Annotated in this window: 19 protein-coding genes; 15 read left to right on the top strand and 4 right to left on the bottom strand. The window is 41.5% G+C overall.

Going from position 1 to position 21307, the window contains the following annotated elements; genetic code table 11:
* The first annotated feature begins 269 nt into the window (after positions 1-269).
* The 4 genes from CJ483_RS05205 to CJ483_RS05190 all read left to right on the top strand — a co-directional run bounded on the left by CJ483_RS05205 (position 270) and on the right by CJ483_RS05190 (position 5483).
* On the top strand, positions 270-1760 hold the full coding sequence (locus tag CJ483_RS05205) for an aldehyde dehydrogenase family protein (RefSeq protein ID WP_120032545.1): 1491 nt from the start codon (positions 270-272) through the stop codon (positions 1758-1760).
* A 136-nt stretch (positions 1761-1896) separates the two neighbouring features.
* Positions 1897-3012 carry an aromatic ring-hydroxylating oxygenase subunit alpha gene (locus tag CJ483_RS05200; protein ID WP_120032543.1) on the top strand — a complete coding sequence of 372 codons (1116 nt, stop codon included), beginning with the start codon at positions 1897-1899 and terminating at the stop codon, positions 3010-3012.
* A 6-nt stretch (positions 3013-3018) separates the two neighbouring features.
* A complete protein-coding gene (locus tag CJ483_RS05195; RefSeq protein WP_120032540.1) occupies positions 3019-4413 on the top strand; it encodes an APC family permease in 1395 nt (464 codons plus the stop codon).
* Positions 4414-4469: 56 nt separating this feature from the next.
* Positions 4470-5483 (top strand): NAD(P)/FAD-dependent oxidoreductase, encoded by a 1014-nt coding sequence (locus CJ483_RS05190; RefSeq protein ID WP_120032538.1) that lies wholly within the window; start codon positions 4470-4472, stop codon positions 5481-5483.
* Between the two features lie 85 nt (positions 5484-5568).
* Here CJ483_RS05190 and CJ483_RS05185 read toward each other — a convergent pair whose 3' ends face one another.
* Together CJ483_RS05185 and CJ483_RS05180 are read right to left on the bottom strand one after the other, a co-directional pair.
* Entirely contained in the window at positions 5569-6504 is a 936-nt protein-coding gene (locus tag CJ483_RS05185) for a sigma-54 interaction domain-containing protein (RefSeq protein WP_120032536.1), read from the bottom strand.
* 66 nt (positions 6505-6570) lie between these two features.
* Positions 6571-7122: a TetR/AcrR family transcriptional regulator gene (locus tag CJ483_RS05180; protein ID WP_120032534.1), complete on the bottom strand. Its 552-nt coding sequence runs from the start codon at positions 7120-7122 to the stop codon at positions 6571-6573.
* Positions 7123-7321: 199 nt separating this feature from the next.
* Between CJ483_RS05180 and dinG the strand changes: the two genes are divergently transcribed.
* From dinG to CJ483_RS05140, 8 genes are all read left to right on the top strand, one after another.
* A complete protein-coding gene (dinG, locus tag CJ483_RS05175; RefSeq protein ID WP_120032532.1) occupies positions 7322-10126 on the top strand; it encodes an ATP-dependent DNA helicase DinG in 2805 nt (934 codons plus the stop codon).
* 72 nt (positions 10127-10198) lie between these two features.
* On the top strand, positions 10199-11005 hold the full coding sequence (locus CJ483_RS05170; RefSeq protein ID WP_120032530.1) for a hypothetical protein: 807 nt from the start codon (positions 10199-10201) through the stop codon (positions 11003-11005).
* Between the two features lie 81 nt (positions 11006-11086).
* Complete coding sequence (locus CJ483_RS05165; protein ID WP_120032528.1) at positions 11087-11257, top strand: YpmA family protein; 171 nt, start codon at positions 11087-11089, stop codon at positions 11255-11257.
* A 34-nt stretch (positions 11258-11291) separates the two neighbouring features.
* Positions 11292-12491 carry a pyridoxal phosphate-dependent aminotransferase gene (locus CJ483_RS05160; RefSeq protein ID WP_120032525.1) on the top strand — a complete coding sequence of 400 codons (1200 nt, stop codon included), beginning with the start codon at positions 11292-11294 and terminating at the stop codon, positions 12489-12491.
* A 260-nt stretch (positions 12492-12751) separates the two neighbouring features.
* On the top strand, positions 12752-14044 hold the full coding sequence (asnS, locus tag CJ483_RS05155) for an asparagine--tRNA ligase (protein WP_120032523.1): 1293 nt from the start codon (positions 12752-12754) through the stop codon (positions 14042-14044).
* 204 nt (positions 14045-14248) lie between these two features.
* Complete coding sequence (locus CJ483_RS05150; protein WP_120032521.1) at positions 14249-14938, top strand: DnaD domain-containing protein; 690 nt, start codon at positions 14249-14251, stop codon at positions 14936-14938.
* Positions 14939-14953: 15 nt separating this feature from the next.
* Positions 14954-15607 carry an endonuclease III gene (gene nth, locus CJ483_RS05145; RefSeq protein ID WP_120032519.1) on the top strand — a complete coding sequence of 218 codons (654 nt, stop codon included), beginning with the start codon at positions 14954-14956 and terminating at the stop codon, positions 15605-15607.
* Complete coding sequence (locus CJ483_RS05140; RefSeq protein WP_120032517.1) at positions 15604-16113, top strand: YpoC family protein; 510 nt, start codon at positions 15604-15606, stop codon at positions 16111-16113. The genes nth and CJ483_RS05140 overlap by 4 nt, the downstream gene beginning before the upstream one ends.
* Positions 16114-16130: 17 nt before the next feature.
* Here CJ483_RS05140 and CJ483_RS05135 read toward each other — a convergent pair whose 3' ends face one another.
* Both CJ483_RS05135 and recU read right to left on the bottom strand, forming a co-directional pair.
* Complete coding sequence (locus CJ483_RS05135; protein ID WP_120032515.1) at positions 16131-19016, bottom strand: transglycosylase domain-containing protein; 2886 nt, start codon at positions 19014-19016, stop codon at positions 16131-16133.
* A gap of 55 nt (positions 19017-19071) precedes the next feature.
* A complete protein-coding gene (gene recU / locus CJ483_RS05130) occupies positions 19072-19677 on the bottom strand; it encodes a Holliday junction resolvase RecU (protein WP_120032513.1) in 606 nt (201 codons plus the stop codon).
* A gap of 392 nt (positions 19678-20069) precedes the next feature.
* Between recU and CJ483_RS05125 the strand changes: the two genes are divergently transcribed.
* The 3 genes from CJ483_RS05125 to CJ483_RS05115 all read left to right on the top strand — a co-directional run bounded on the left by CJ483_RS05125 (position 20070) and on the right by CJ483_RS05115 (position 21177).
* Positions 20070-20291, top strand: a complete 222-nt coding sequence (locus CJ483_RS05125) for a hypothetical protein (RefSeq protein ID WP_120032511.1) — start codon at positions 20070-20072, stop codon at positions 20289-20291.
* A 99-nt stretch (positions 20292-20390) separates the two neighbouring features.
* A complete protein-coding gene (locus CJ483_RS05120) occupies positions 20391-20741 on the top strand; it encodes a DUF1798 family protein (RefSeq protein ID WP_120032509.1) in 351 nt (116 codons plus the stop codon).
* 64 nt (positions 20742-20805) lie between these two features.
* Positions 20806-21177 carry a YppG family protein gene (locus tag CJ483_RS05115; RefSeq protein ID WP_120032507.1) on the top strand — a complete coding sequence of 124 codons (372 nt, stop codon included), beginning with the start codon at positions 20806-20808 and terminating at the stop codon, positions 21175-21177.
* Positions 21178-21307: the final 130 nt, after the last annotated feature.

Raw genomic sequence — 21307 nt, 5'->3', positions numbered from 1 at the left:
TTTTGTGCCTGTCAAGCTTCTCGGACAGCGTCCGCCTGCAGCAGAAATCAACAACAGGTATACAGCGCCAAAGTTTTTAAAAACTGTAGCCGTCTGATGAAAGCGGTAAATGTGTCAATTCTGGTTGAAATCAGCCAATTTTGAACGAACGTGTTTCTATATAAGGAGATTGAACACTTGATATGTAAGGGGTTTATAGACTACCGGTCATTGGCACGCTTGTTGCATATGTTTAATGTGGACGAAAAATTATAGCAGGAGGAAAGTATATGTCAGTAGACACATCGGTATTAGAATTGAAAATGTTTGTCAATGGAGAATGGAAAACAGCAAAAAACGGAGACGAGAATATTGTGATCAATCCGGCGACACAAGAAGTGATTGCCAGAGCGCCAAGAGCAACAAAAGAGGAGACAGAAGAAGCGATTGCAGCTGCCAGAGCAGCTTTTGAAAGCGGTATCTGGTCAGGCTTAACGACACATGAACGGGCCCAATACTTAAATAAAATTGCAGATAAAATTGATGAAAAGTTTGAGGAGCTCGTAAACTTGGAAGTCATGGATAACGGCAAGCTGAAAGCGGAGGCAGAGTTTGATGTAGCTGATGCTGCTACATGCTTCCGGTATTATGCCGGCTTAATTCTAACGCCGGAAGGAGAAACATACCAAGTGCCTGAAAACGTTCAAGCTATGGTCGTTCGTGAGCCAGTGGGAGTTGCTGGATTGATTGTACCGTGGAACTTTCCCCTTTTGATGAGTGTGTGGAAAATAGCACCGGCTCTTGCAGCTGGTAACACCATCGTGTATAAGCCGGCAGAAGCAACGCCTATTACAGCGATGAAGTTGGTCGAGATTATTGAAGAAGTGGGGGTTCCACAGGGAGTGATGAATCTCGTGATGGGAAGAGGGGCAGTTGTTGGCCAGACAATTGCTGAAAGTCATGATGTAGATATGATTTCATTCACCGGAAGCACAAATGTTGGCCGAGAAATTATGAAGGCAGCAGCTGGAAATCTAAAGAAGATTTCTCTTGAACTTGGGGGCAAATCACCGAATATTATTTTTGCTGATGCTGATTTTGAAACAGCGGTTGACTACGCGTTATTCGGCATTTTCTTCGGAGCTGGACAGGTATGCTCTTCAGGAAGCCGCATTCTTGTCGAGGAGAGCATCTATGATCAATTTGTAGAGCGTTACATAGAGCGAGCAAAGCAAATTAAAGTAGGTCCAGGAATGAATGAAGATTCCCAAGTTGGAGCCATTGCAAGTGAACAGCAGATGAATGCTATTTTAAATTATATCGAAATCGGCAAGCAGGAGGGAGCTATTCTTGCTTGTGGTGGAAGCCGCTTGCTAACTGATGGATTAGATCAAGGCTTCTTCATTGAGCCGACAGTCTTCACAAATGTAACTTCTGATATGCGGATTGTAAAAGAAGAAATTTTCGGACCGGTTGTAACGATTCAAAAGTTTAAAAGTGAAGATGAAGCCATTCAGCTTGCGAACGAAACAGATTTTGGCTTGGCAGGGGCTGTGTTCTCAAATGATGGAGCAAAAGCCTTGCGTGTCATTAAACAAGTACGTGCCGGCATTACATGGATAAATGCTTATCATCCTACTTACGTGGAAGCACCATGGGGGGGATACAAGCAAAGTGGAATCGGTCGAAGCCTTGGAACATATGGACTCGAAGATTTTCAGGAAATCAAACAAATTAATATTAATCTTAATGTAGAACCGGTTGGCTGGTTCCCGGGCTAATGAAACTTTAGTTGAGAAGTGGATTAGATACAAACAAGATCCATTTCTCACTTCTTTTTTAAAAGAAAGCGCTAGTTGAAAATGCTGCAAGGGCTCAACAAGCCAGTAAAAGCAAAACATATTGGGGGGTAAAAACATGAGTACAAACATGATTCATCGCTATAAAGCAGACGCACGGGAATCATATACATTGCCATCGGATTATTACACAAGTGATGAAGCATTAAAATTAGATAAGGAAAAGATCTTTTATAAAAACTGGATTTATGCCGGGCATATAGAAAAAGTAGATATCCCAGGGAAATACTTTACCTTTCAACTATTTGAACAAAATATTATGATCGTTAAAGGGAAGGATCATGTCATTAGAGGTTTTTATAATGTATGTCCGCACAGGGGGCATGAACTGGTCGAAGGAGAAGGGAAAAAATCCGTCATTGCTTGTCCTTATCATGCATGGACATTTCATTTAGACGGTCAGTTTAACCGGGGCCGTGCCGTTGATCAAATTAAAAATTTTGATCTTGAAGAAGCGTGCTTAACCCCTGTACGGGTAGAAACTTTTTTAAACTTTATCTTTGTTAATCTTGATCCGAACGCTAAACCAATGCGGGAAATGATGCCGGGATTAGAAGAGGAAATTCGTGCTCATATCCCTCAGCTGGACGGTTTAACATTGTCACATCGGATTAAATATGATATTAAGGCTAATTGGAAGAACGTAGTAGACAATTACCTTGAATGTCATCATTGCCAAGTGGCCCATCCTCAATTCGTCGAGTTGATCGATATGAAGAGTTATAAAATTGAACCGCAAGATTATTATGTGGCGCAAACGAGCAACAGCAAAGGGAAATTAGTTTGCAATACTGACAGTGAAACAAATGATCAGGATATCGAAACGTATCTTTCTTATTGGTTATGGCCGACTTTGGCTATCGACGTTATGCCGGGAGAGCCGGGATTAATCATTATGTATATCGAGCCGAATGGACCAGAGTCTTCCATTGAATACTTGGAATTTTACTATTTAACGAAGGAGCCATCGGAAGAAGGATGGGAAAATATCAAATATCAAGATGAAGTATTAACGCCCGAAGATATTAGTTTAGTTGAAAGCGTGCAACGCGGACTTCGATCAAAGGGATATGTGGATGGCCGTTATGTGATTGATCATGAAAGATCATCCATAAGCGAGCATGGGGTTCATCATTTTCATGGTTTAGTTTTGAAGGCATTAGAGGGGGTCTAAGAATTAATGAATGAAAAGGTCGGACTAAAAAGACGCTTAAAGTTTATTCATGTTTTTGTGCTCGGATTAGCTTTGCTAACGCCTTCAACCGTCTTTGATACTTTTGGAATCGCGTCCCTTGCCACTAAGGGACACGTTCCTTTAGTGTATATGTTCGCTATGTGTGCCATAATTTTTACAGTATTGAGTTATGTCCAGATGGTAAAAGCATTTCCAAGTGCGGGTTCGGCCTATACGTATGTCCAAAAGACTTTTCATCCCAACATCGGCTTTCTCGTTGGATGGTCTGCTTTATGTGATTATCTCTTTCTTCCAATGGTCTATGCCTTAGCGATAAAAATTTATATGTCTGCTTATTTCCCTTCTGTACCGGAATGGTTATGGGTAGCTATTCCGATATTGCTAATAAGTGTGGCGAATTTATTTAATATTAAGGTGGCTGTATCGTTTAGTACATTTTTCGTATTATTACAAGTACTCATCTCCGGTATTTTTGTTGCCTTGTTGATTGGAGGGATGATGAACAGAGAGGAGGCAGGAAGTTTATTTTCATTAGAACCGCTCTATTCAGCTAATTTAACTTTTTCAGCTGTTTTGGCAGGGGTAACTATTTTAGCTTATTCATTTGTTGGCTTTGATGCAATGAGTACGCTGGCAGAGGAAACGATAAACCCAACGAAAACGATACCCAGGGCGATGATTGCTTTAGCACTTTATACAGGAATCACGTACACGGTGATTACTTATTTCTTACAGGCAAGTTATCCGGATGTATCGATTTTTCACGACCCTGAAGCAGCAGCAGCTGAAATAGCGCCCCAAATTGGAGGGATGCTTTTTGCCTCTATCTTTCTGGGAATCATTATCGTCAGTAATATATCGGGAGGAATAGCAGCACAATTAAGTATTTCGCGCTTATTGTACGCAATGGGGCGAGATAATGTCCTTCCTCGGAAAATATTCGGATACGTCACGCCTCGCTCCGGCATTCCTATTTATAACATTATTATTTCTGGAGGAGTGGCTTTAACGGCGGTATTCTTTGACCTGGTGACGGCCGCTTCGCTGATAAGTTTTGGAGCATTTACGGCTTTTACATTTGTTAATTTATCCGTCATTGTTTACTACTATGTGAAGAATAAAAGGCGGTCTATAAAAGAGACATTTTTGTATTTGATCTTTCCATTAATAGGGATCGGTTTTCTTTCGATTATGTGGTACAGTATGGACGCACAGGCACTTTTACTCGGTTTGTTCTGGAATACAGCGGGCTTTATTTTCCTGCTGTGCATTACAAAAATGTTTAAAAAATCAGCGCCAATGTTTGATTTTGATGAGTCCGAGCCTGCACTCATTGAAGAGGATAAGAACCATACAGCAGTAAACGAAGTTAATATCTGAATATTCAAAAATTAATAAGAACAAAACTAATCAATGTCTTACCTCAGGAGGCTATAATGAAAAATACAAATGAAATGGTTGATATGACAATTATTGGGGGCGGACCAGTCGGATTATTTACTGCTTTCTATGCAGGGATGCGTCAGTCATCGGTTAAGATTATTGAAAGTCTTCCTCAATTAGGAGGACAACTTTCAGCGTTGTATCCAGAAAAATTTATTTATGATATTGCCGGTTTCCCAAAAGTCCGTGCGCAAGAATTAATTGATAATTTAATAGCGCAGATGAATGTGTTCCATCCTATTGTTTGCCTGGAGCAAACAGTAGAGCATGTTGAGAAGCTAGAGAACGGTTTATTTAAAATTGTAACAGATAAAGATCTTCATTATTCCAAAACGATTATTATTACGGCTGGCAATGGGGCCTTTCAGCCGAGAAAGCTGCAGATCGAGGGAGCAGATAAATTTGAGAAGGAGAATCTTCATTACTTTATCAATGATTTAAGCCGGTACGAAGGTAAAAAAGTGGCTATTTTTGGTGGAGGAGATTCTGCTGTTGACTGGGCCTTAATGCTGGAATCAATTGCAGAAAAGGTTACACTTGTCCACCGTAGGGAGAAGTTTCGTGCGCATGAACACAGTGTAGAGCTATTGAAAAAATCTAGAGTTGAAGTCGCCGTGCCGTTTGTTCCAGTCGGATTACGCGGACAACAACAAATTGATCAAGTTGTCTTGGAAGAGGTAAAAACCGGTGAAGAACGGGTGTTAGACGTAGATGATGTGTTAGTCACATACGGATTTGTGTCTTCTCTTGGTCCGATCAAGGAGTGGGACCTAGAAATTAAAAAGAGTTCAATCGTCGTAAATTCAAAAATGGAGACAAGCGTGGAAGGCATTTATGCAGCAGGAGATATTTGTACGTATGAAGGTAAAGTGAAGTTAATAGCAAGCGGGTTTGGTGAAGCGCCCGCTGCTGTAAGCAATGCGAAGGTATATATTGATCCGAAGGCAAAGGTACAGCCGCTTCACAGCACAAGCATTATGGGGGAAAAAGATAAAGTGACGGTTTGATAGAGGTAGACTTACTGAAAGCGAAATGATTTTAGCAGAAGGAGGAGAGGAATGTATGCCTCTCCTCCTTCTGCTTGGTTATAAATTAACAGCTTGCAGAGTACTTTCTAATTAATCTTGCCGCTCTCGATTGGCTAATTTTAAGAAATTCAGCCACCTTTCTATAATTTTTAAAGCGGTTATATGCCTCAATGATAATTTTCTTTTCAAATTCTTCGAGTGATTGGTCAAAAGATGTAAAGGGGGAATCAGTGGCGTGATGATCGGCTTGTTCTTGCAGAGTATCAGGGATATGATCGATATCGATACAAGTCTCAGAGACAACTATGAGCTTTTCAATTAAGTTTTCAAGCTCTCTTACATTCCCAGGCCAAGTATATTCATTAAAAAAACGGTAGACGTCTTTGGAGATGGTGCGCTCTGTATTGAATTTTTTATTGAATTTCTCCAAAAAATGATTGGTTAAAGGAACGATATCATCCATCCGTTCTCTTAACGCCGGCACTTTTACGTCCACCACATTTAATCTATAGTAGAGATCCTCTCTAAATTTCTTTCTTCTTACCATTTCTCTTAAGTTTTGGTTGGTAGCTGCAATAATACGAATATCGACTTTTCTTGAGGCTGTTTCACCAATAGGGGTGAATTCGCGGTCTTGAAGAACCTGAAGCAGCTTCGCTTGGATATTAAGCGGCAGCTCTCCGATTTCGTCAAGAAAGAGTGTACCGTGATTTGCCGCTTCGATTAAGCCGATTTTTCCTGCTTTGTTGGCTCCTGTAAAAGCGCCGTCCGCATAGCCAAAGAGTTCCGATTCTAACAAATGCTCAGGGAGAGCAGCGCAATTAATAATGATGCACGCTTCCTTTGCACGGGAGCTTTTTTCATGAATATATTTTGCTAACAAGCTCTTTCCTGTTCCTGACTCCCCATAAATAATAACTGTCGTATCAAAGAGTGCTATTCTTTCCAGTGTTTTCATCAATTTGTCCATATGCTTATTTTGCGAAACAAAAGTGAGCATGCTCTTAATCACTCCCTCTTGGAATAACGGTAGAAATACATAAACAATGAAAGAAAAAAGATAAAATCATTTCTCTCGTTTGTCTATTAAATTGGAAAGGGTTTCATAAACGCGCTGACGTAAACCTGAATCAATAGGAGCTAAACCAAATAGTTCTGAAAACCACAAACCGTCGGTCGTTAAGCGGATGATGGTAGCAATGACCGGGTCTATTTCGTCATTTTCCAATTGGCTTTGCCATAGTTCATAATAATCTTTAGCCGGCCTGAGCAGTTCAGGATTGTTTACAAGTGCAGCAAGCAACGCGACCACAAACTCATTCTCTTCCTGATCGTGCATAAGAAAGGTCGTTTTAATATAAGAGCGTGTTCGTCCACCCGGTTTTTGGTCCGCTTCATATTCTTGGTTAAGCTGGTGGTCAAATTGATTAAATAGCCGATTCACCATCGCCTCAATTAATAATTCTTTCGTTGGGAAGTGGTAAAATAATCCACTTTTACTAATTCCTGCTTTTTCGGCTACTGTCTCCATAGTCATTTTTGCGATTCCTTGTTTTTGAACTAAGGCATAGACTGCTTCAATAATTCGCTCTTTTGTATCTTTTTTTTCAGTGATCATATCCAACGCCTCGTTTTCTAAAAATTTTGTCTTTTAATTGTACCGTCCGGACGGTACAGTTGTCAACGTCATGATAATGAAGAAGGTATATCAGAGAGAGAGCAGCATCCCAACAGATTTTTGTCCTGTCTGGCTCTTACATGAATTCATATGTTAAACTGGTGAAGAAAGTTTAACGGAAAAAGGTGCGTAACCGACTATGAAGGATTTTAAATTTGTCGTAACCGACTTTGAAACGACTGGCCATGCGTCGAAAGGAAATGACCGTATTATACAGGCTTCCTTTGTTGTAATTGAAAATAAGCAAATTACTGGACAGTACACCTCTTTTTTTAATCCAGAAATGCCGATTCCTGTGTTTATTGAAGAACTGACAGGTATTTCTGACGATCTCGTGAAAGATGCCCCGTTTTTCTATGAAGCCGCCAAGGACATTCTTCCCTTGTTAGAGGGAGCAGTCTTTGTTGCTCATAACGTCGCTTTTGACCTTCAATTCCTACAGTCGGAGCTTGAACGAGCGGGATACAGTGCTTTTTCAGGTCCTGCTATCGATACGGTGGAATTGGCTAGAATTGTTTGGCCAACATCAGATAGCTACAAGTTGGGGGAATTAACCAGCAATCTAGGGCTTCATCATGATCGTCCTCATCAAGCTGACAGTGACGCTTATGTAACAGCAGAAATGCTGCTGATGATGATTGAAAAGCTTGAGAGCCTGCCAATGGTAACCCTTGAGAAACTGGAAAAGCTCTCTATACGCTTGAAAAGCGATATTTATTTATTAATTAAAGCGATTATTCAAGATAAGCAATCTAATATTGAGCAGCTGCCTGAACAGACCGAAGTATATCGGGGGCTTGCTCTTCGTAAAAAGAGAATTGAACAGAGAATCATTGAAAAAACGCCCCCTGCTTACCCGGAAACAGTAGAGGAAAAAGCCGCATTAATTGAGGGTGTTCCTCATTTTGAGCTTCGTGAAAGCCAAATGGACATGATGGATCTTGTCCATCGCTCCTTGCAAACTTCACAGCATTTAGCAGTAGAGGCGGGAACCGGCACAGGAAAATCTCTTGGTTACCTTTTGCCGGCTGTTTATCAGAGCAAACAGGAGAAAGAACCAGTTATTGTTAGTACATATACAGTGATTTTGCAGCAGCAACTGCTGCAAAAGGAAATTTATCAGCTGCAACAGCTGGTGCCTTTTCCAATAAGGGCCACTGTATTGAAAGGCAGAAACCATTACATTGATTTATACAAATTTTCCCAAAGCCTCAAGGGAATGAGCGATAATTATGACTTTACACTTGCTAAAATGCAAATTTTAACGTGGCTGCTTGAAACAGAAACGGGCGATGTAGATGAAATCAATCTTTCCTCGGGCGGGGAATTATTTTGGAATGAAATTCGGCAGGATAGCGATTACATGAATAAAGGGCGCAAAGCCTGGCTTGATAAAGACTTTTATTTGCACGCTAAAAAACAGGCGAGAGAAGCAGATATTATTATTACGAACCATTCTTTACTTGTTGCGGATTTAATGGCAAAAAACGCATTCTTTCCTGCATGCCGTCATGTAATTATTGATGAAGCGCATCATTTTGAACGGGCAGCAAGAGATCGTCTCGGCTTAGCGATTGACCAACTCACGTGTAAACAGTTGTTTTCAAAAATTGGTACCTATGAACAGAAAGAGTTATTTTATCAAATTGAAAAGCTATTTTCCAAGTATGGCAAGCCAGAGAAAGAAGACGAACGGTTGTCTGTCAATCGCAGGCTGCAAGAGCTTCAATTTGAAAGTGACGAATGGTTCAAAGTATTGCAAATGTATTTTGAGCAGCATACGAAAAAGCGGTCAGGAAACTGGCACCGGCGTCAGTTGAGAATAACTGATGAAACGAGAAACCTCCGTTATTGGGATCATATCGAGTATGGTGCAGAAAGAATAGATTCGTTATTGGGAAATCTTATCACCTGGATGAAGCGCCGGCTTGGAGAGCTGGATGAATTCAGAGAACAAATGTCGGCTTCAGAACAAGTGAAGACGGATAGCTTTAAAGAGGTGATTGCAGAATGGGAGGAATTTCAGCTTACGCTCTTACGGTTGATTTTCCGTCCGGAAGAGAATGAAGTTATTTGGATGGAAGGAGATAGCCGCTCCTTCGCTAACACGTTTGTCATTAAATCTCATCCAATGGAAGCGGCCAAAATGATTCAAGACACCTTGCTTCAGCAAAAACATGTAGTGTTTACTTCGGCAACACTGGCAGTCAACGGCTCTTTTCGTTTTTTCGCGGAAGAGACAGGTCTTTCTGCATTTGATCATAAAGAGGTCATTTTGCCATCTCCGTTTGATTTTAAGCAAAATTGCCGGATGATCATTCCAAATGATGTTCCGGAAGTAAAAAATGTCCATCAGGAAGAATACATCGAATCTTTAGCCAATCATTTAACAGCCGTTGCTGAAGCGGCCAAAGGAAGAATGCTCGTTTTGTTTACGTCGTTTGACATGATGAAAAGAACGTATGACCTAATGAAAGATAGCGGCCTTCTTGATGATTTTATTTTGTTGGCCCAGGGAATTACAAGTGGAAGTCGCACCCGTTTGACAAGAAATTTCCAAAGGTTTGACAAAGCGATTTTATTTGGTACAAACAGCTTTTGGGAGGGAATTGACATTCCAGGAGAAGATTTATCTTGTCTTATTATTGTCCGACTACCATTTTCTCCGCCTGATGAGCCGTTTACCCAAGCAAAAAATGAACAACTGGCGCAATTGAGGAAAAATGCTTTTTCTGCTTACTCTCTTCCCCAAGCGGTTCTGCGCTTTCGGCAAGGGTTCGGCCGGCTCATTCGCAGCAGCACAGATCGGGGAGTCATCATTGTATTTGACCGGCGCATTCAGACAAATGCGTATGGGAAAACATTTCTACAATCGATTCCAGCTATTCCGGTAGAAGAAGCATCGCTTGGCGAGACGATTTCAATCATTGAGAAATGGCTGTGATTTCCGGAAGGTAGCCGTGTTTATTTTGCAAGCGAATGACGCACCATAACGGTAGTGAAAGGAGCGGCCGTTATGAGAATCGTCTTATTTATCTTTGTATGTTTGTTAGTTATTTCTCCTACGTATGGGGAGGCTTCTATTATCCATGTGCGTCTAGAAAAAGAAGAGTTTGCGCTCTCGTTTTTGCCATTATCGGATGGGGAAGCCGCCTTTTTGCATACGGCAGATGGGCGTCATTTTTTAATTAATACAGGATACAAAGGAACCGAATCTGAAATCTTTCAATATATGAACAACTTTCAGATTCGGAAGCTGGCCGGATTGATTGTAACGGAGAAGAAATATTGGAGACGATCATTTATTGAAGAGTTGATGAAAAAAAGAAAGTTAAAGAAGGTATTTACCGGCTGGCCTTTGCCGGCTAACTGGCGCAGCCGCCGTATTATGCATGAACAGTGGCAGGAGGGCGACCAGCGAGAGATTAGTCAGGGGATAAGATTGTCTGTGCTCCACAGTGGTACAGACAAAAATGAGGGACTCGATTTTTCCATTAAGCACTATGATTCCCGGTTCTTGTGGATGTCCTCTTCTTCACAATTGGCTGAAGAGAGGCTGCTGGCGCATTCCCTTAAAGATAGCAATATTATAAAAGTTCCGCGATTTGGCCAAACAAACAGCCTTTCTCATGACTTGCTATCTCATATTGACCCGCAAACAGCGGTCTTATTTAAGCGAAAAGAAGACTATCCAGATGAAAGATTAATGGAAAAACTTTATCAAATGTGGATTGATGTTTATTACACAGAACAGCACGGATTGCTTATAATTAAATTTACAAAAGAAGGATATGAACTCTTTTCCCTCCCTGATTTAAAATGAGCGAGATTCACACTTTTCGCAAAATTTATTAATGACCTGCTCTGATTTCCTGCTATAATATAAAAGAATGGAGGCATTCGCATGGAGAGTAAAATTGAAGTTTTATCCTCTGTTACCGTCAAGAATCAGCCTGATTTATATAAGATTGTTGATACGTTAAATCGTACATTAAAGCGGAAGGACTTAATGTTCGGCTTGGCGCTTGATAAAACAGATAAAGATAAGGCTGTTTTTACTATTTATCGTACATAACTAAATAAAATAGAAGAATAGTGGAGGTATTTTTGTGAACGTACAATTGGCTCAGCGGGTTAAAGCGTTAACTCCTTCTACAACACTAGCTATTACAGCAAAAGCAAAGGAAATGAAAGCACAGGGGATTGATGTCATCGGTCTTGGAGCTGGAGAGCCTGATTTTAACACACCAGACCATATTATCGAGGCTGCCTATGAATCATTGAAAAAAGGCCAGACAAAATATACACCATCTGGTGGTTTGCCTGAATTAAAAGATGCCATTATCGGCAAGTTTGAAAAAGATCAAGGCATCTCTTATAAGCGCAGTGAAATTATTGTAACGACAGGGGCAAAACATGCCTTATACACGTTGTTCCAAGTGATCCTGGATGAAGGAGATGAAGTCATTATCCCGACTCCATACTGGGTAAGCTATCCGGAGCAAGTAAAACTTGCTGACGGTACGCCAGTTTACATTGAAGGCAAGGAAGAAAACAATTTTAAAATTACCCCGGAACAGCTCGACGCAGCTATTACGTCAAAAACAAAAGCAGTAATCATTAACTCGCCTAGCAATCCGACAGGTATGCTTTATTCCAAAGAAGAATTAGAAGCGCTTGGAGAAGTAGCGCTAAAGCATAACATCTGGATTGTATCAGATGAAATTTATGAAAAACTTGTGTACGGCGAAAACAAGCACGTGTCTATCGCAGAGATTTCTCCGGCATTGAAAGAGCAGACCATCATTATTAATGGTGTATCAAAATCTCATTCAATGACAGGATGGCGTATTGGATATGCGGCAGGCAATGAGCAAGTGATCAAAGCCATGACGGATCTTGCAAGCCATTCAACCTCAAATCCGACAGCTGTATCACAATATGGTTCGATTGCTGCCTATGAAGGAACACAAGAGCCGGTAGAAGAAATGAAAAAAGCGTTCGAAGAGCGTCTAAATATTATTCACCGCAAACTGAATGAAATTCCGGGTGTTAGCTGTCTAAAGCCACAAGGGGCTTTCTACCTGTTCCCTAACGTGAAGGAAGCAGCTGCCCTGACAGGTTTTAACGATGTTGATGGCTTTGTGAAAGCTCTCTTAGAAGAAGCGAAAGTAGCGGTTATCCCGGGAAGTGGATTTGGCTCGCCGGACAATATCCGTCTCTCTTATGCTACTTCTCTTGAATCACTTGAGAAAGCTGTTGCTCGCATTGCTGAGTATGTGAATAGCCATACAACAGCGAAGAAATAATATATGTATAGTTTGAAGAACAGGCTGTCTCAAGCAGAGACAGCCTGTTCTGTTTAAGTCAGGGGAAGGGATGAAACATGTCGGTCGTTCTGTACCGCGGAGCATCATGGGTTAATGAGAATACGGCTCAACAATATTTACCGTTTGCCCTAGCTTTTCTAGTTTGCTCTAACAAGCATTTCTTGCACATACGAAAGAAAGACAGGTATAATATGAAACGAATGGGTTAGAATTGCCAATATGTTGGAGGGACATTTCATATGAAAATAACTATAGCAGAAGTAAGCCAATTCGTTGGACAAGAAGTAACGATTGGCGCTTGGCTGGCAAATAAACGTTCCAGCGGAAAAATTGCTTTTTTGCAGCTTCGTGATGGAACTGGTTTCATTCAAGGGGTTGCCGTTAAAAGCGAAGTAGGAGAAGAGCTGTTTAAAGCAGCAAAAGCTCTGCCACAGGAATCGTCCTTATATGTAACGGGAGTGGTTCAGGAGGATAATCGGTCGCCTTTTGGTTTTGAGTTGTCAGTAAACGGAATTGAGATCATTTCTGAAGCGGTAGATTATCCGATCACACCGAAAGAGCATGGCACTGAATTTCTAATGGATCATCGCCATTTATGGCTCCGATCCCGTCGACAGCATGCGGTCATGAAAATTCGCAATGAAATTATCCGGGCAACATATGAGTTTTTTAACGAGCGGGGATTTGTAAAAGTAGACCCGCCGATTTTAACAGGCAGCGCTCCAGAAGGAACGTCTGAATTATTTCATACCCAATACTTTGACGAAGATGCGTATCTTTCCCAAAGCGGGCAGTTGTATATGGAAGCAGCAGCAATGGCGCTCGGAAAAGTGTTTTCTTTCGGACCGACATTCCGCGCTGAAAAGTCAAAAACTCGCCGTCACCTGATTGAATTTTGGATGATCGAGCCAGAAATGGCTTTCTATACCTTTGATGATAATTTAAGAGTGCAAGAAGAGTACGTGGCACATGTTGTCCAGTCGGTTCTAGAAAACTGCCGCCTGGAGCTTGAACGGCTTGGTCGTGATACTTCAAAGCTTGAACAGGTCAAAGCGCCTTTTCCGCGTATTACATACGATAAAGCCATTGAATTTTTACATGAAAAAGGGTTTACTGACATTGAATGGGGGGACGACTTCGGGGCCCCGCACGAAACAGCCATTGCGGAAAGTTATGAAAAACCTGTATTTATTACTCACTATCCGACTTCTATTAAGCCATTTTATATGCAGCCGGATGCAGATCGGGAAGAAGTAGTCTTATGTGCCGATTTAATTGCTCCCGAAGGATATGGAGAAATTATCGGCGGTTCGGAAAGGATTCATGATTTGGACTTATTAAGTGAGCGGCTGAAGGAACACAAACTTGATTCAGAAGCATATAAGTGGTATCTTGAACTGCGAAAATATGGTTCTGTCCCTCATTCCGGCTTTGGTCTAGGGCTTGAACGGACAGTTGCTTGGATTAGTGGAGTGGAACATGTCCGTGAAACCATTCCTTTCCCTCGTTTGTTGAACCGTCTCTATCCATAATTACTATTAAGGTCATCCCGCTAGCCAAGAACAAACTCGTTGAGCCATCATTTTATAAAAACATGGCTCAAAGGTTCGGAGAGCAAGTGGGATGGCCTTTTTCTACTGTTTAATCATGATCAAAAAGGCAAATCACAATTTCTCATTTGTCAATCCTAAATTTTATAACTTCCCCGTGATATACTTAATTGTGAGGTGTCTGCAATGGAGCAAAAAGAGTTGTTAATGAATTGGATGGATGAAGGAATGGTTAGCGTTCCTCAAGTGTTACTCGCGTATTATAATAAATTGAAGCTTACGGAAATTGAGCTTGTTCTATTGCTGCAAATTTTTTCCTACAAACAAAAAGGTCGGCATTTTCCGACATTCGAGGAGCTTGCTGCTCATATGACTATTTCTTCTGGAGAATGTTCTCTTTTAGTAAAAAAGCTTGTCCAGCAGCAAATGCTTGCCATTGAACAAGGAGATACATTGGGTTTTGAAAGCTATTCTTTAAAGCCGCTTTGGAAAAAACTTGCTGATTTTATGCTGCAGCAATCAAGACAATCTGCCCTGCATCAAGCCATGAGCGAAGAGCAGGATCTGTATACTTGTTTTGAAAAGGAATTTGGCCGTCCGCTTTCTCCACTTGAATGTGAAACATTGGCAATTTGGATCGACCAAGACCATCATGATGCAGTTATTATTAAGGCTGCCTTGAGAGAAGCTGTTATTTCCGGAAAGATGAATTTTCGATATATTGACCGGATTTTATTTGAATGGAAGAAACAGGGGATTGAAACGCTCGAACAGGCGAGAGAATATGGACAACGCTTCCGGAAAAACCAATCTCCCTCTGATCAAGTACAGCGTTCCAAAAAAGCTGTACCGTTCTATAATTGGCTTGAGCAGTAAAAGGAGAGAACAGTCATGTTGAACAAAACACAAATACGCTATTGCCTTGATACGATTGCCGAGATGTTTCCTGAAGCGCATTGTGAGCTTCGCCATGATAATCCATTTGAATTGGTGATTGCTGTCCTGTTATCCGCACAGTGTACAGATGCCTTGGTTAATAAGGTAACGAAGGATTTATTTAAAAAGTATAAAACACCAGAGGATTATTTGGCTGTTCCACTTGAAGAGCTACAAGAAGATATTCGGTCGATCGGATTGTTTCGCAATAAAGCGAAAAATATTCAGAAGCTGTGTCGCATGCTGATTGAAGAGATGGGTGGAGAGGTGCCGAGAACACAGGAAGAGTTAGTGAAGCTTCCGGGTGTTGGCCGAAAAACAGCCAATGTGGTTGCCTCTGTTGCTTTTGGTGTGCCTGCTATTGCCGTGGATACCCATGTAGAGAGAGTGAGTAAACGGCTCGGTTTCTGTCGATGGAAAGACTCTGTTACAGAAGTTGAAGAAACTCTTATGAGAAAAATTCCTAAAGACGAATGGTCTGTCACTCATCACAGACTCATTTTTTTCGGGCGCTATCATTGTAAAGCGCAGTCTCCTCAATGTGAAATTTGTCCATTGCTTGATTTATGTCGAGAGGGACAAAAAAGGATGAAGAGAAGGTTAGGATGAAAAAAGATCGTATAAAGCTTGTTGAACAGTTAAAGCACCCACTGTTCTTTCCCAATGAAGGGGTGGGAGAATTGCCAGTTGGAGCTTCTCTGTCTTCAGCCCCTTTTTTTATCTATGAGCTTTCGGGAACGGAACAGCCATGGCTTAGTGAAGAGAAAGGACTGCCTCTCATTAAAGCAGAATGGCCTCGTTTAAAGGAGCAGCTTGAACGTAAATTCCAGCAGCGGGATCGAGAGGTACATAACGAAGCAAAGGCGATGATAGCCTTATTTTTGATGAATTTGTTTTGGAGCAATGGCCAGCCAGTACAATTGCATGATTGGAAGCAGAGAATAAGGGAGTTGAGCATCAAACCGGTGAACGTAGAGGAGCGGCTTGAATTTATCTTTAAGCGGCCTTATTCTTATCATTCATATATGCAAGTATCTGAGCTGATGATCGAGCAAGAAAAACAAACAGCAAAATATTTAGCAATTAAAAAGAAAAACAAAAAGGATGGCCTGTAGGCCATCCTTTTATTTTATTATTCATCAGTACCTTGTTTCTGGTTTCCAGAAGGAGGTGGTGTGGCTGGTGTATCTTGCTGTGTATTGCCATTTCCGGAAGGAGGAGTCGGCGTTCCTCCACCTGACCCAGGAGTCTCAGTTGTGGGAGGAGTCGGCGTTCCGCTGTTGCCGCCGCCATTATTGCCGCCACCGTTGCTACCGCCACCGTTGTTACCGCCGCCGTTATTGCCGCCGCCGTTATTGCCGCCGCCATTATTGCCGCCGCCATTATTGCCGCCGCCATTATTGCCGCCGCCGTTATTGCCGCCGCCATTATTGCCGCCGCCGTTGTTACCGCCGCCGTTATTACCGCCGCCGTTATTACCACCACCGCTATCACCATTGCCATTGTCTCCGCCATTATTGTTATCATCACTGTCTGGATTATCTGGGTTATTGTCATCAGGCTGTGTCGGGTTATCCTGATCCTCATCTACTGGAGGCTCTTCTCCCGATGGAACAGTAATGGATGTTGAGGCTGTATCAACTGTTTTGCCATCGACTGTAGCTGTTACAGTAAAACTGTATGAATTTCCCGGTTGTGCATTGCCAAAGACGGCAGATGATCCGCCGGTCGATTGTGATTCTCCGGTAGAAGAAGAAACGGTAAAGCTTGGTGATCCTTTTCCTCCGAACGACCAACTTACAGAAATGCTTTGGGAAGAAGCGTTATAAGAGGCCGTTAGATTTTCAATTTTTCCTTCTGTTTCTTCCTCTTTTTCTTTGTCCTTATCCTTCTCTTTATCCTTCTCTTTGAAATCATTAAATACTTTCTTAGGCTCTTCTCCTTTAACAAACAATTCATATACTTTCTCGCTGCCAGGTGTGCCTGCGCCAGCGATTTCAGCTGGGTTTGATCCTTTTTTAATTGGTAACTCCACTACACTGTTTGGTTTTTTAAAGTTTTTGGTTTCTTCATCCGATGAAACTTCTTCCATTAAATGCTTAAACAGTTCTTTGGAAATCTTTTGGCTGTCCTTTGATAAATATTCTTTTTTACTTTCGTATCCCGTCCAGATGGCTGCTGTGTAGTTTGTTGTGTAGCCGACAAACCAGGAATCAGGTGAACCAGATGAAGGGATATTCCACTCCCTTTTCTCTTTAGCTGTGTAGTTTGTTGTCCCGGTTTTACCCGCTAAAGGAAGTCCAGGAATATTCGCCAAACGACCCGTTCCTTCATCCACAACATCTTTCAGCATATCGGTAATCATATAAGCTGTATAATCGCTCATTGCTTCTTTCGGTTTGACATCGTTTCTTACTTCTGTATCACCATCAGGTAAAACAATTTTCTTCACTGTGTGAGGTTTATTGTAGGTACCTCCATTGCCAAAAGCTGCATAAGCACCGGATAAATCAAGTGGAGAAATGCCGCTCATCGCTCCAATGGAGTTAGATTCATTTTCCGATTGCTGCTTTGGAATTTGAATGCCTACATTGTTTAAAAATTCATTCGCTTTTTCATGGCCGACTTTTTTGTATGTCTGCAAAGCCGGGATGTTACGGGAATACACGAGAGCCGTTCTCATAGATAAAGGTCCCATGTAAGAACCGCCGGCATTTCGAATCGGCGTTCCGTTCGAATAAGTATCTGGACGGTCATCTAGTTGCTGATAGGTAGACCATTTCAAATATTCGATAGCCGGTCCATAGTCAATAAGCGGCTTAATGACTGATCCTGGCTGGCGTTGTTTTAAATCTACTGCATAGTTGAAGCCGCGCTCTACTTTTTGGTTACGGCCGCCGCCAATCGCCCGAACTTCTCCTGTTTGCGTATCAATCAGAGAAATCCCCGCTTGGAATTGCTCACTCGGATAATTAATGATATCCTCTGTGTCAAGCAATTTTTCCATATAGGTTTGCGCTTTCGGGTCAAGGGTTGTATAAATTTTTAATCCATCAGAGTAAGGGTTATATTCGCCCATTTTCTCCACTTCTTCAATGACCAAATCGATATAAGAATTAAACTTCTTTGCATTGCCAGTGTCTGGTTTTTTTTCAGCCAGCTGGCTAGATAAAGAAGCTTGCTTTGCTTTCGCCATTTCTGTGTTCGAAATTTTATGATGCTGCTCCATTAAAGACAGCACAACATTCCGGCGCTTTTCTGCCCGGTCTGGATGATCAAATGGATTGTAGTTATTTGGGCTTTGTGGCATACCTGCAATAAGGGCTGCTTCGGGTAAAGTTAATTCATCTAAATCTTTTCCAAAATAATGATTAGCTGCTTCTTTAATGCCAAAGATGCGGTCTGACATATATACTTTGTTCACATACATTTCAAAGATTTCTTCTTTGGAGTATTCCTTATCAAGCTGATAAGCAAGCCAAGCCTCCTGGGCTTTTCGCTTCAATGTTTTGTCAGGAGACAAAAAGGACATCTTTACGACTTGTTGGGTAATCGTACTCGCTCCCTCTGAACCAAAGCCATTTGTTACGTTTTTTATGGCCGCTCCTCCGATACGGATAATATCCACACCATGATGTTTAAAGAAACGGGCATCTTCTGTGGCAAGAATAGCGTCTCTTACTAATTGAGGGACATCTTCATATTTTACATAATCACGTTTTTCCGAACCAACAGATGTAACAAAATCACCATTCATATCGTAGATCTTTGATGAAATCGGATCGCGCAGCAGTCCTTCGTCCAGCTTTGGAGCATCTTTTACCATCATTGCAAATGTTCCTACACCGCCTGCCAGGCATAAAAGAAATAAGGCAGCAAAAGTAAGGAATATTTTTTTAGCTAAAGATGATTTTTTCTTTTTTGGTTTTTTTGCAGCTGGCGTTGGCGCCGTGTTTTTTGGCGCACGCTTCTTTTGTTTCTTTCTTCTTTCTATACGTGAATTGTATTGATCAGACATTTTTGTTCAATATCCTCGCTTTCGGTGGAAATAAAGATTGTTAAGATCTATGACCCTAAAAATATAGCTGATCGATGACAGACAAATAAGGAATGCGGGGGTGCAAGCCTGTCGGAATCGAAAAGCTTGAGCTCTCCATCTCCGCTTTTGTAATCGATTTTCGGCCGCCGTTTTCCATTCTGTCCCAATACTCGAACAAACGGCTGGCTGGAAGATAAAATACCTCCTGTGTTGTAGTAAAACGAATAATAACAAAACTAATACCTTGCTGCTTTTCCACGTTTTTCATATGAATGATTTGATGTTCATGAAAGTTTTTTAATGGAAAGGCGGTTGTATTTTTTGTTTCTTTTGCCTCAAAGTCGACATATCTCCCCCGATATACGCCGTTGTAATCCGTAGTGGAAGCCTGCTTAAAGTAGGCCTCCTTAATGACTGCGGCACTTCTTCTTGGATAATCAACCTGAACAATTTGCACAGGTGTCGGCTTCTTATGGATAACAGCCAGGCCACGTTCAAGATAGAAGATGTTAGTCTCATTTAAGTCTTCTTCAAGAGTCATTCCTCTATTGCTGTAACTATCCCGCAGAGGAGGCTGCCTGGTTGCAGTTGCTTTCGTATCCGCCACATATTTTTTTCCGTTCGGATATCTTATCGTCATCGCATACACCTCACAAGATAATACATATCATAACAGAAAAAATTATACACGGGGTAATAAAATAGGATCATTTTTTCCCTTTCTCCGTTTAGTTTGCGGAGTTTTATTGTCCGCTACTCTTTAACCCTCTTGTACAGTTATGCAGTTTGCCCGCCTCATATAACCTTTCCACACTTCTTTATTATAACCTTTTCACGTGTGATCTGCATTTCATAGAATATAGTACTTTCAGAGGATAAAAGCTTTGTCGAATAAAATAAGACTTTTGTCCGGCTGCTTCTTTCTTTGCCGAATGACACCTAGTTTTGTCAGGTAGGAAGGAGTTCGTTAAGAGAGGGAAGAAAGAGTTGGGCAAGAGAAAAATGAAAAGAATAGATAAAGGAGTGGGAAGGATGACAAGAGAAGAAGTGCTTCGTACATTAAATGAGATTGAAGAGAAGGTAGAACAAATCGAAAATGTATTAAAAAAGAGAGTGACTATTCTGCATAAAGCCCACTATTCCCGTCTCTGGAAAAAGAAAGAGTTAGTAATGGCACGCATGCAACAGCTTGAAGAGGGAGCTGATTTCCTATTGGCTACTACCTCTAACTACCGCATGGTGCAATCTTTTTGAATCTATAATGCTTTCACAGAGCTCTCTTGAAGACTATCGGAAAAACTTATAAAATTATAGAATAGATAAAGAATGACAGGGTGAAGAGGAGAGTAGAATATGAGCAAACTTCAAGAGTTAACAGAACAGCTGGTAGACACCGTCACCCGCGCCAATGATCGGTACCATCTGGCGAGAGAGCAGCAGGAAAAAGGAGATTTTTATACAGAGGTAAAACCATTTGCTGATAAGGCCCGCTCGCAGGTAGAGGAATGGGAAAGGGAAATTTCCGCTTATTTAAAAACGAGGAAATTTAAGCATATCCATTATCCACAAGTGAAAGCGGTCGTTGAGAATATAGAGTTGATTTCAGTACAGGCCTTTTTTCCGGAAACAAGTTATAAACGCTTTCGGAATTATGTGGAATCAACACTTTTTGTTTTGCAACAATTGTTAAAAGAGCTGGAATAGTATTCACTTTTTCCGTTGGTGCAACATAGCATGTTATAACTAATGTTGCGGGAGGGGAAAAAAGATGAATCCGTGGGATCAGGTGCATCCATATTCCGGACATTATCCTTATCATTCACCGCCGGCCTATCCTGGCCATACGCCTTCTCCCTCTGGATACTCCCAGTTTCCGGGGGAATTGTGGAGCCATCCACTTTATCAAATGCATTTGCCAGAAGGACCGTATCAAATGTATCCGCCCGCTTCTTCTATGCCGCAAAATATCCCGCCGACACCACCAGCGAAAAGTAACAGCCAGCTTTTGCTAAAGTCTTTCCAAAATAAAGATGGAACATTTGATATTAATAAAGCGATGGATACAGCGGGGATGATGGTGAATACCGTATCGCAGTTGTCAAAAGTTGTAAAAGATATGTCCGGTTGGCTGAAAGCCTAAACACCCCGGCCCTAAAGGAATAATTCCTTCAGGGTCTTTTTTGAGGTGCAGAAATCGTTCGTTTTCAAGAAGGGGCTGTTTTTTCTTCCAAATGGATCGTTTGTTCGCTAAAATGAAGGAGAGGTGAGAG

Source organism: Bacillus sp. PK3_68 (assembly GCF_003600835.1).
Taxonomy (GTDB): domain Bacteria; phylum Bacillota; class Bacilli; order Bacillales; family Domibacillaceae; genus Pseudobacillus.
The sequence above is the reverse complement of the archived record's forward strand: the minus strand, read 5'-3'. Positions and strand labels throughout refer to the sequence as shown.

Coding starts and splice junctions, on each gene's coding strand:
- CJ483_RS05205 (WP_120032545.1), top strand. CDS start 270: ATGTCAGTAGACACATCGGTATTAGAATTGAAAATGTTTGTCAATGGA.
- CJ483_RS05200 (WP_120032543.1), top strand. CDS start 1,897: ATGAGTACAAACATGATTCATCGCTATAAAGCAGACGCACGGGAATCA.
- CJ483_RS05195 (WP_120032540.1), top strand. CDS start 3,019: ATGAATGAAAAGGTCGGACTAAAAAGACGCTTAAAGTTTATTCATGTT.
- CJ483_RS05190 (WP_120032538.1), top strand. CDS start 4,470: ATGAAAAATACAAATGAAATGGTTGATATGACAATTATTGGGGGCGGA.
- CJ483_RS05185 (WP_120032536.1), bottom strand. CDS start 6,504: ATGCTCACTTTTGTTTCGCAAAATAAGCATATGGACAAATTGATGAAA.
- CJ483_RS05180 (WP_120032534.1), bottom strand. CDS start 7,122: ATGATCACTGAAAAAAAAGATACAAAAGAGCGAATTATTGAAGCAGTC.
- dinG (WP_120032532.1), top strand. CDS start 7,322: ATGAAGGATTTTAAATTTGTCGTAACCGACTTTGAAACGACTGGCCAT.
- CJ483_RS05170 (WP_120032530.1), top strand. CDS start 10,199: ATGAGAATCGTCTTATTTATCTTTGTATGTTTGTTAGTTATTTCTCCT.
- CJ483_RS05165 (WP_120032528.1), top strand. CDS start 11,087: ATGGAGAGTAAAATTGAAGTTTTATCCTCTGTTACCGTCAAGAATCAG.
- asnS (WP_120032523.1), top strand. CDS start 12,752: ATGAAAATAACTATAGCAGAAGTAAGCCAATTCGTTGGACAAGAAGTA.
- CJ483_RS05150 (WP_120032521.1), top strand. CDS start 14,249: ATGGAGCAAAAAGAGTTGTTAATGAATTGGATGGATGAAGGAATGGTT.
- nth (WP_120032519.1), top strand. CDS start 14,954: ATGTTGAACAAAACACAAATACGCTATTGCCTTGATACGATTGCCGAG.
- CJ483_RS05140 (WP_120032517.1), top strand. CDS start 15,604: ATGAAAAAAGATCGTATAAAGCTTGTTGAACAGTTAAAGCACCCACTG.
- CJ483_RS05135 (WP_120032515.1), bottom strand. CDS start 19,016: ATGTCTGATCAATACAATTCACGTATAGAAAGAAGAAAGAAACAAAAG.
- recU (WP_120032513.1), bottom strand. CDS start 19,677: ATGACGATAAGATATCCGAACGGAAAAAAATATGTGGCGGATACGAAA.
- CJ483_RS05125 (WP_120032511.1), top strand. CDS start 20,070: ATGACAAGAGAAGAAGTGCTTCGTACATTAAATGAGATTGAAGAGAAG.
- CJ483_RS05120 (WP_120032509.1), top strand. CDS start 20,391: ATGAGCAAACTTCAAGAGTTAACAGAACAGCTGGTAGACACCGTCACC.
- CJ483_RS05115 (WP_120032507.1), top strand. CDS start 20,806: ATGAATCCGTGGGATCAGGTGCATCCATATTCCGGACATTATCCTTAT.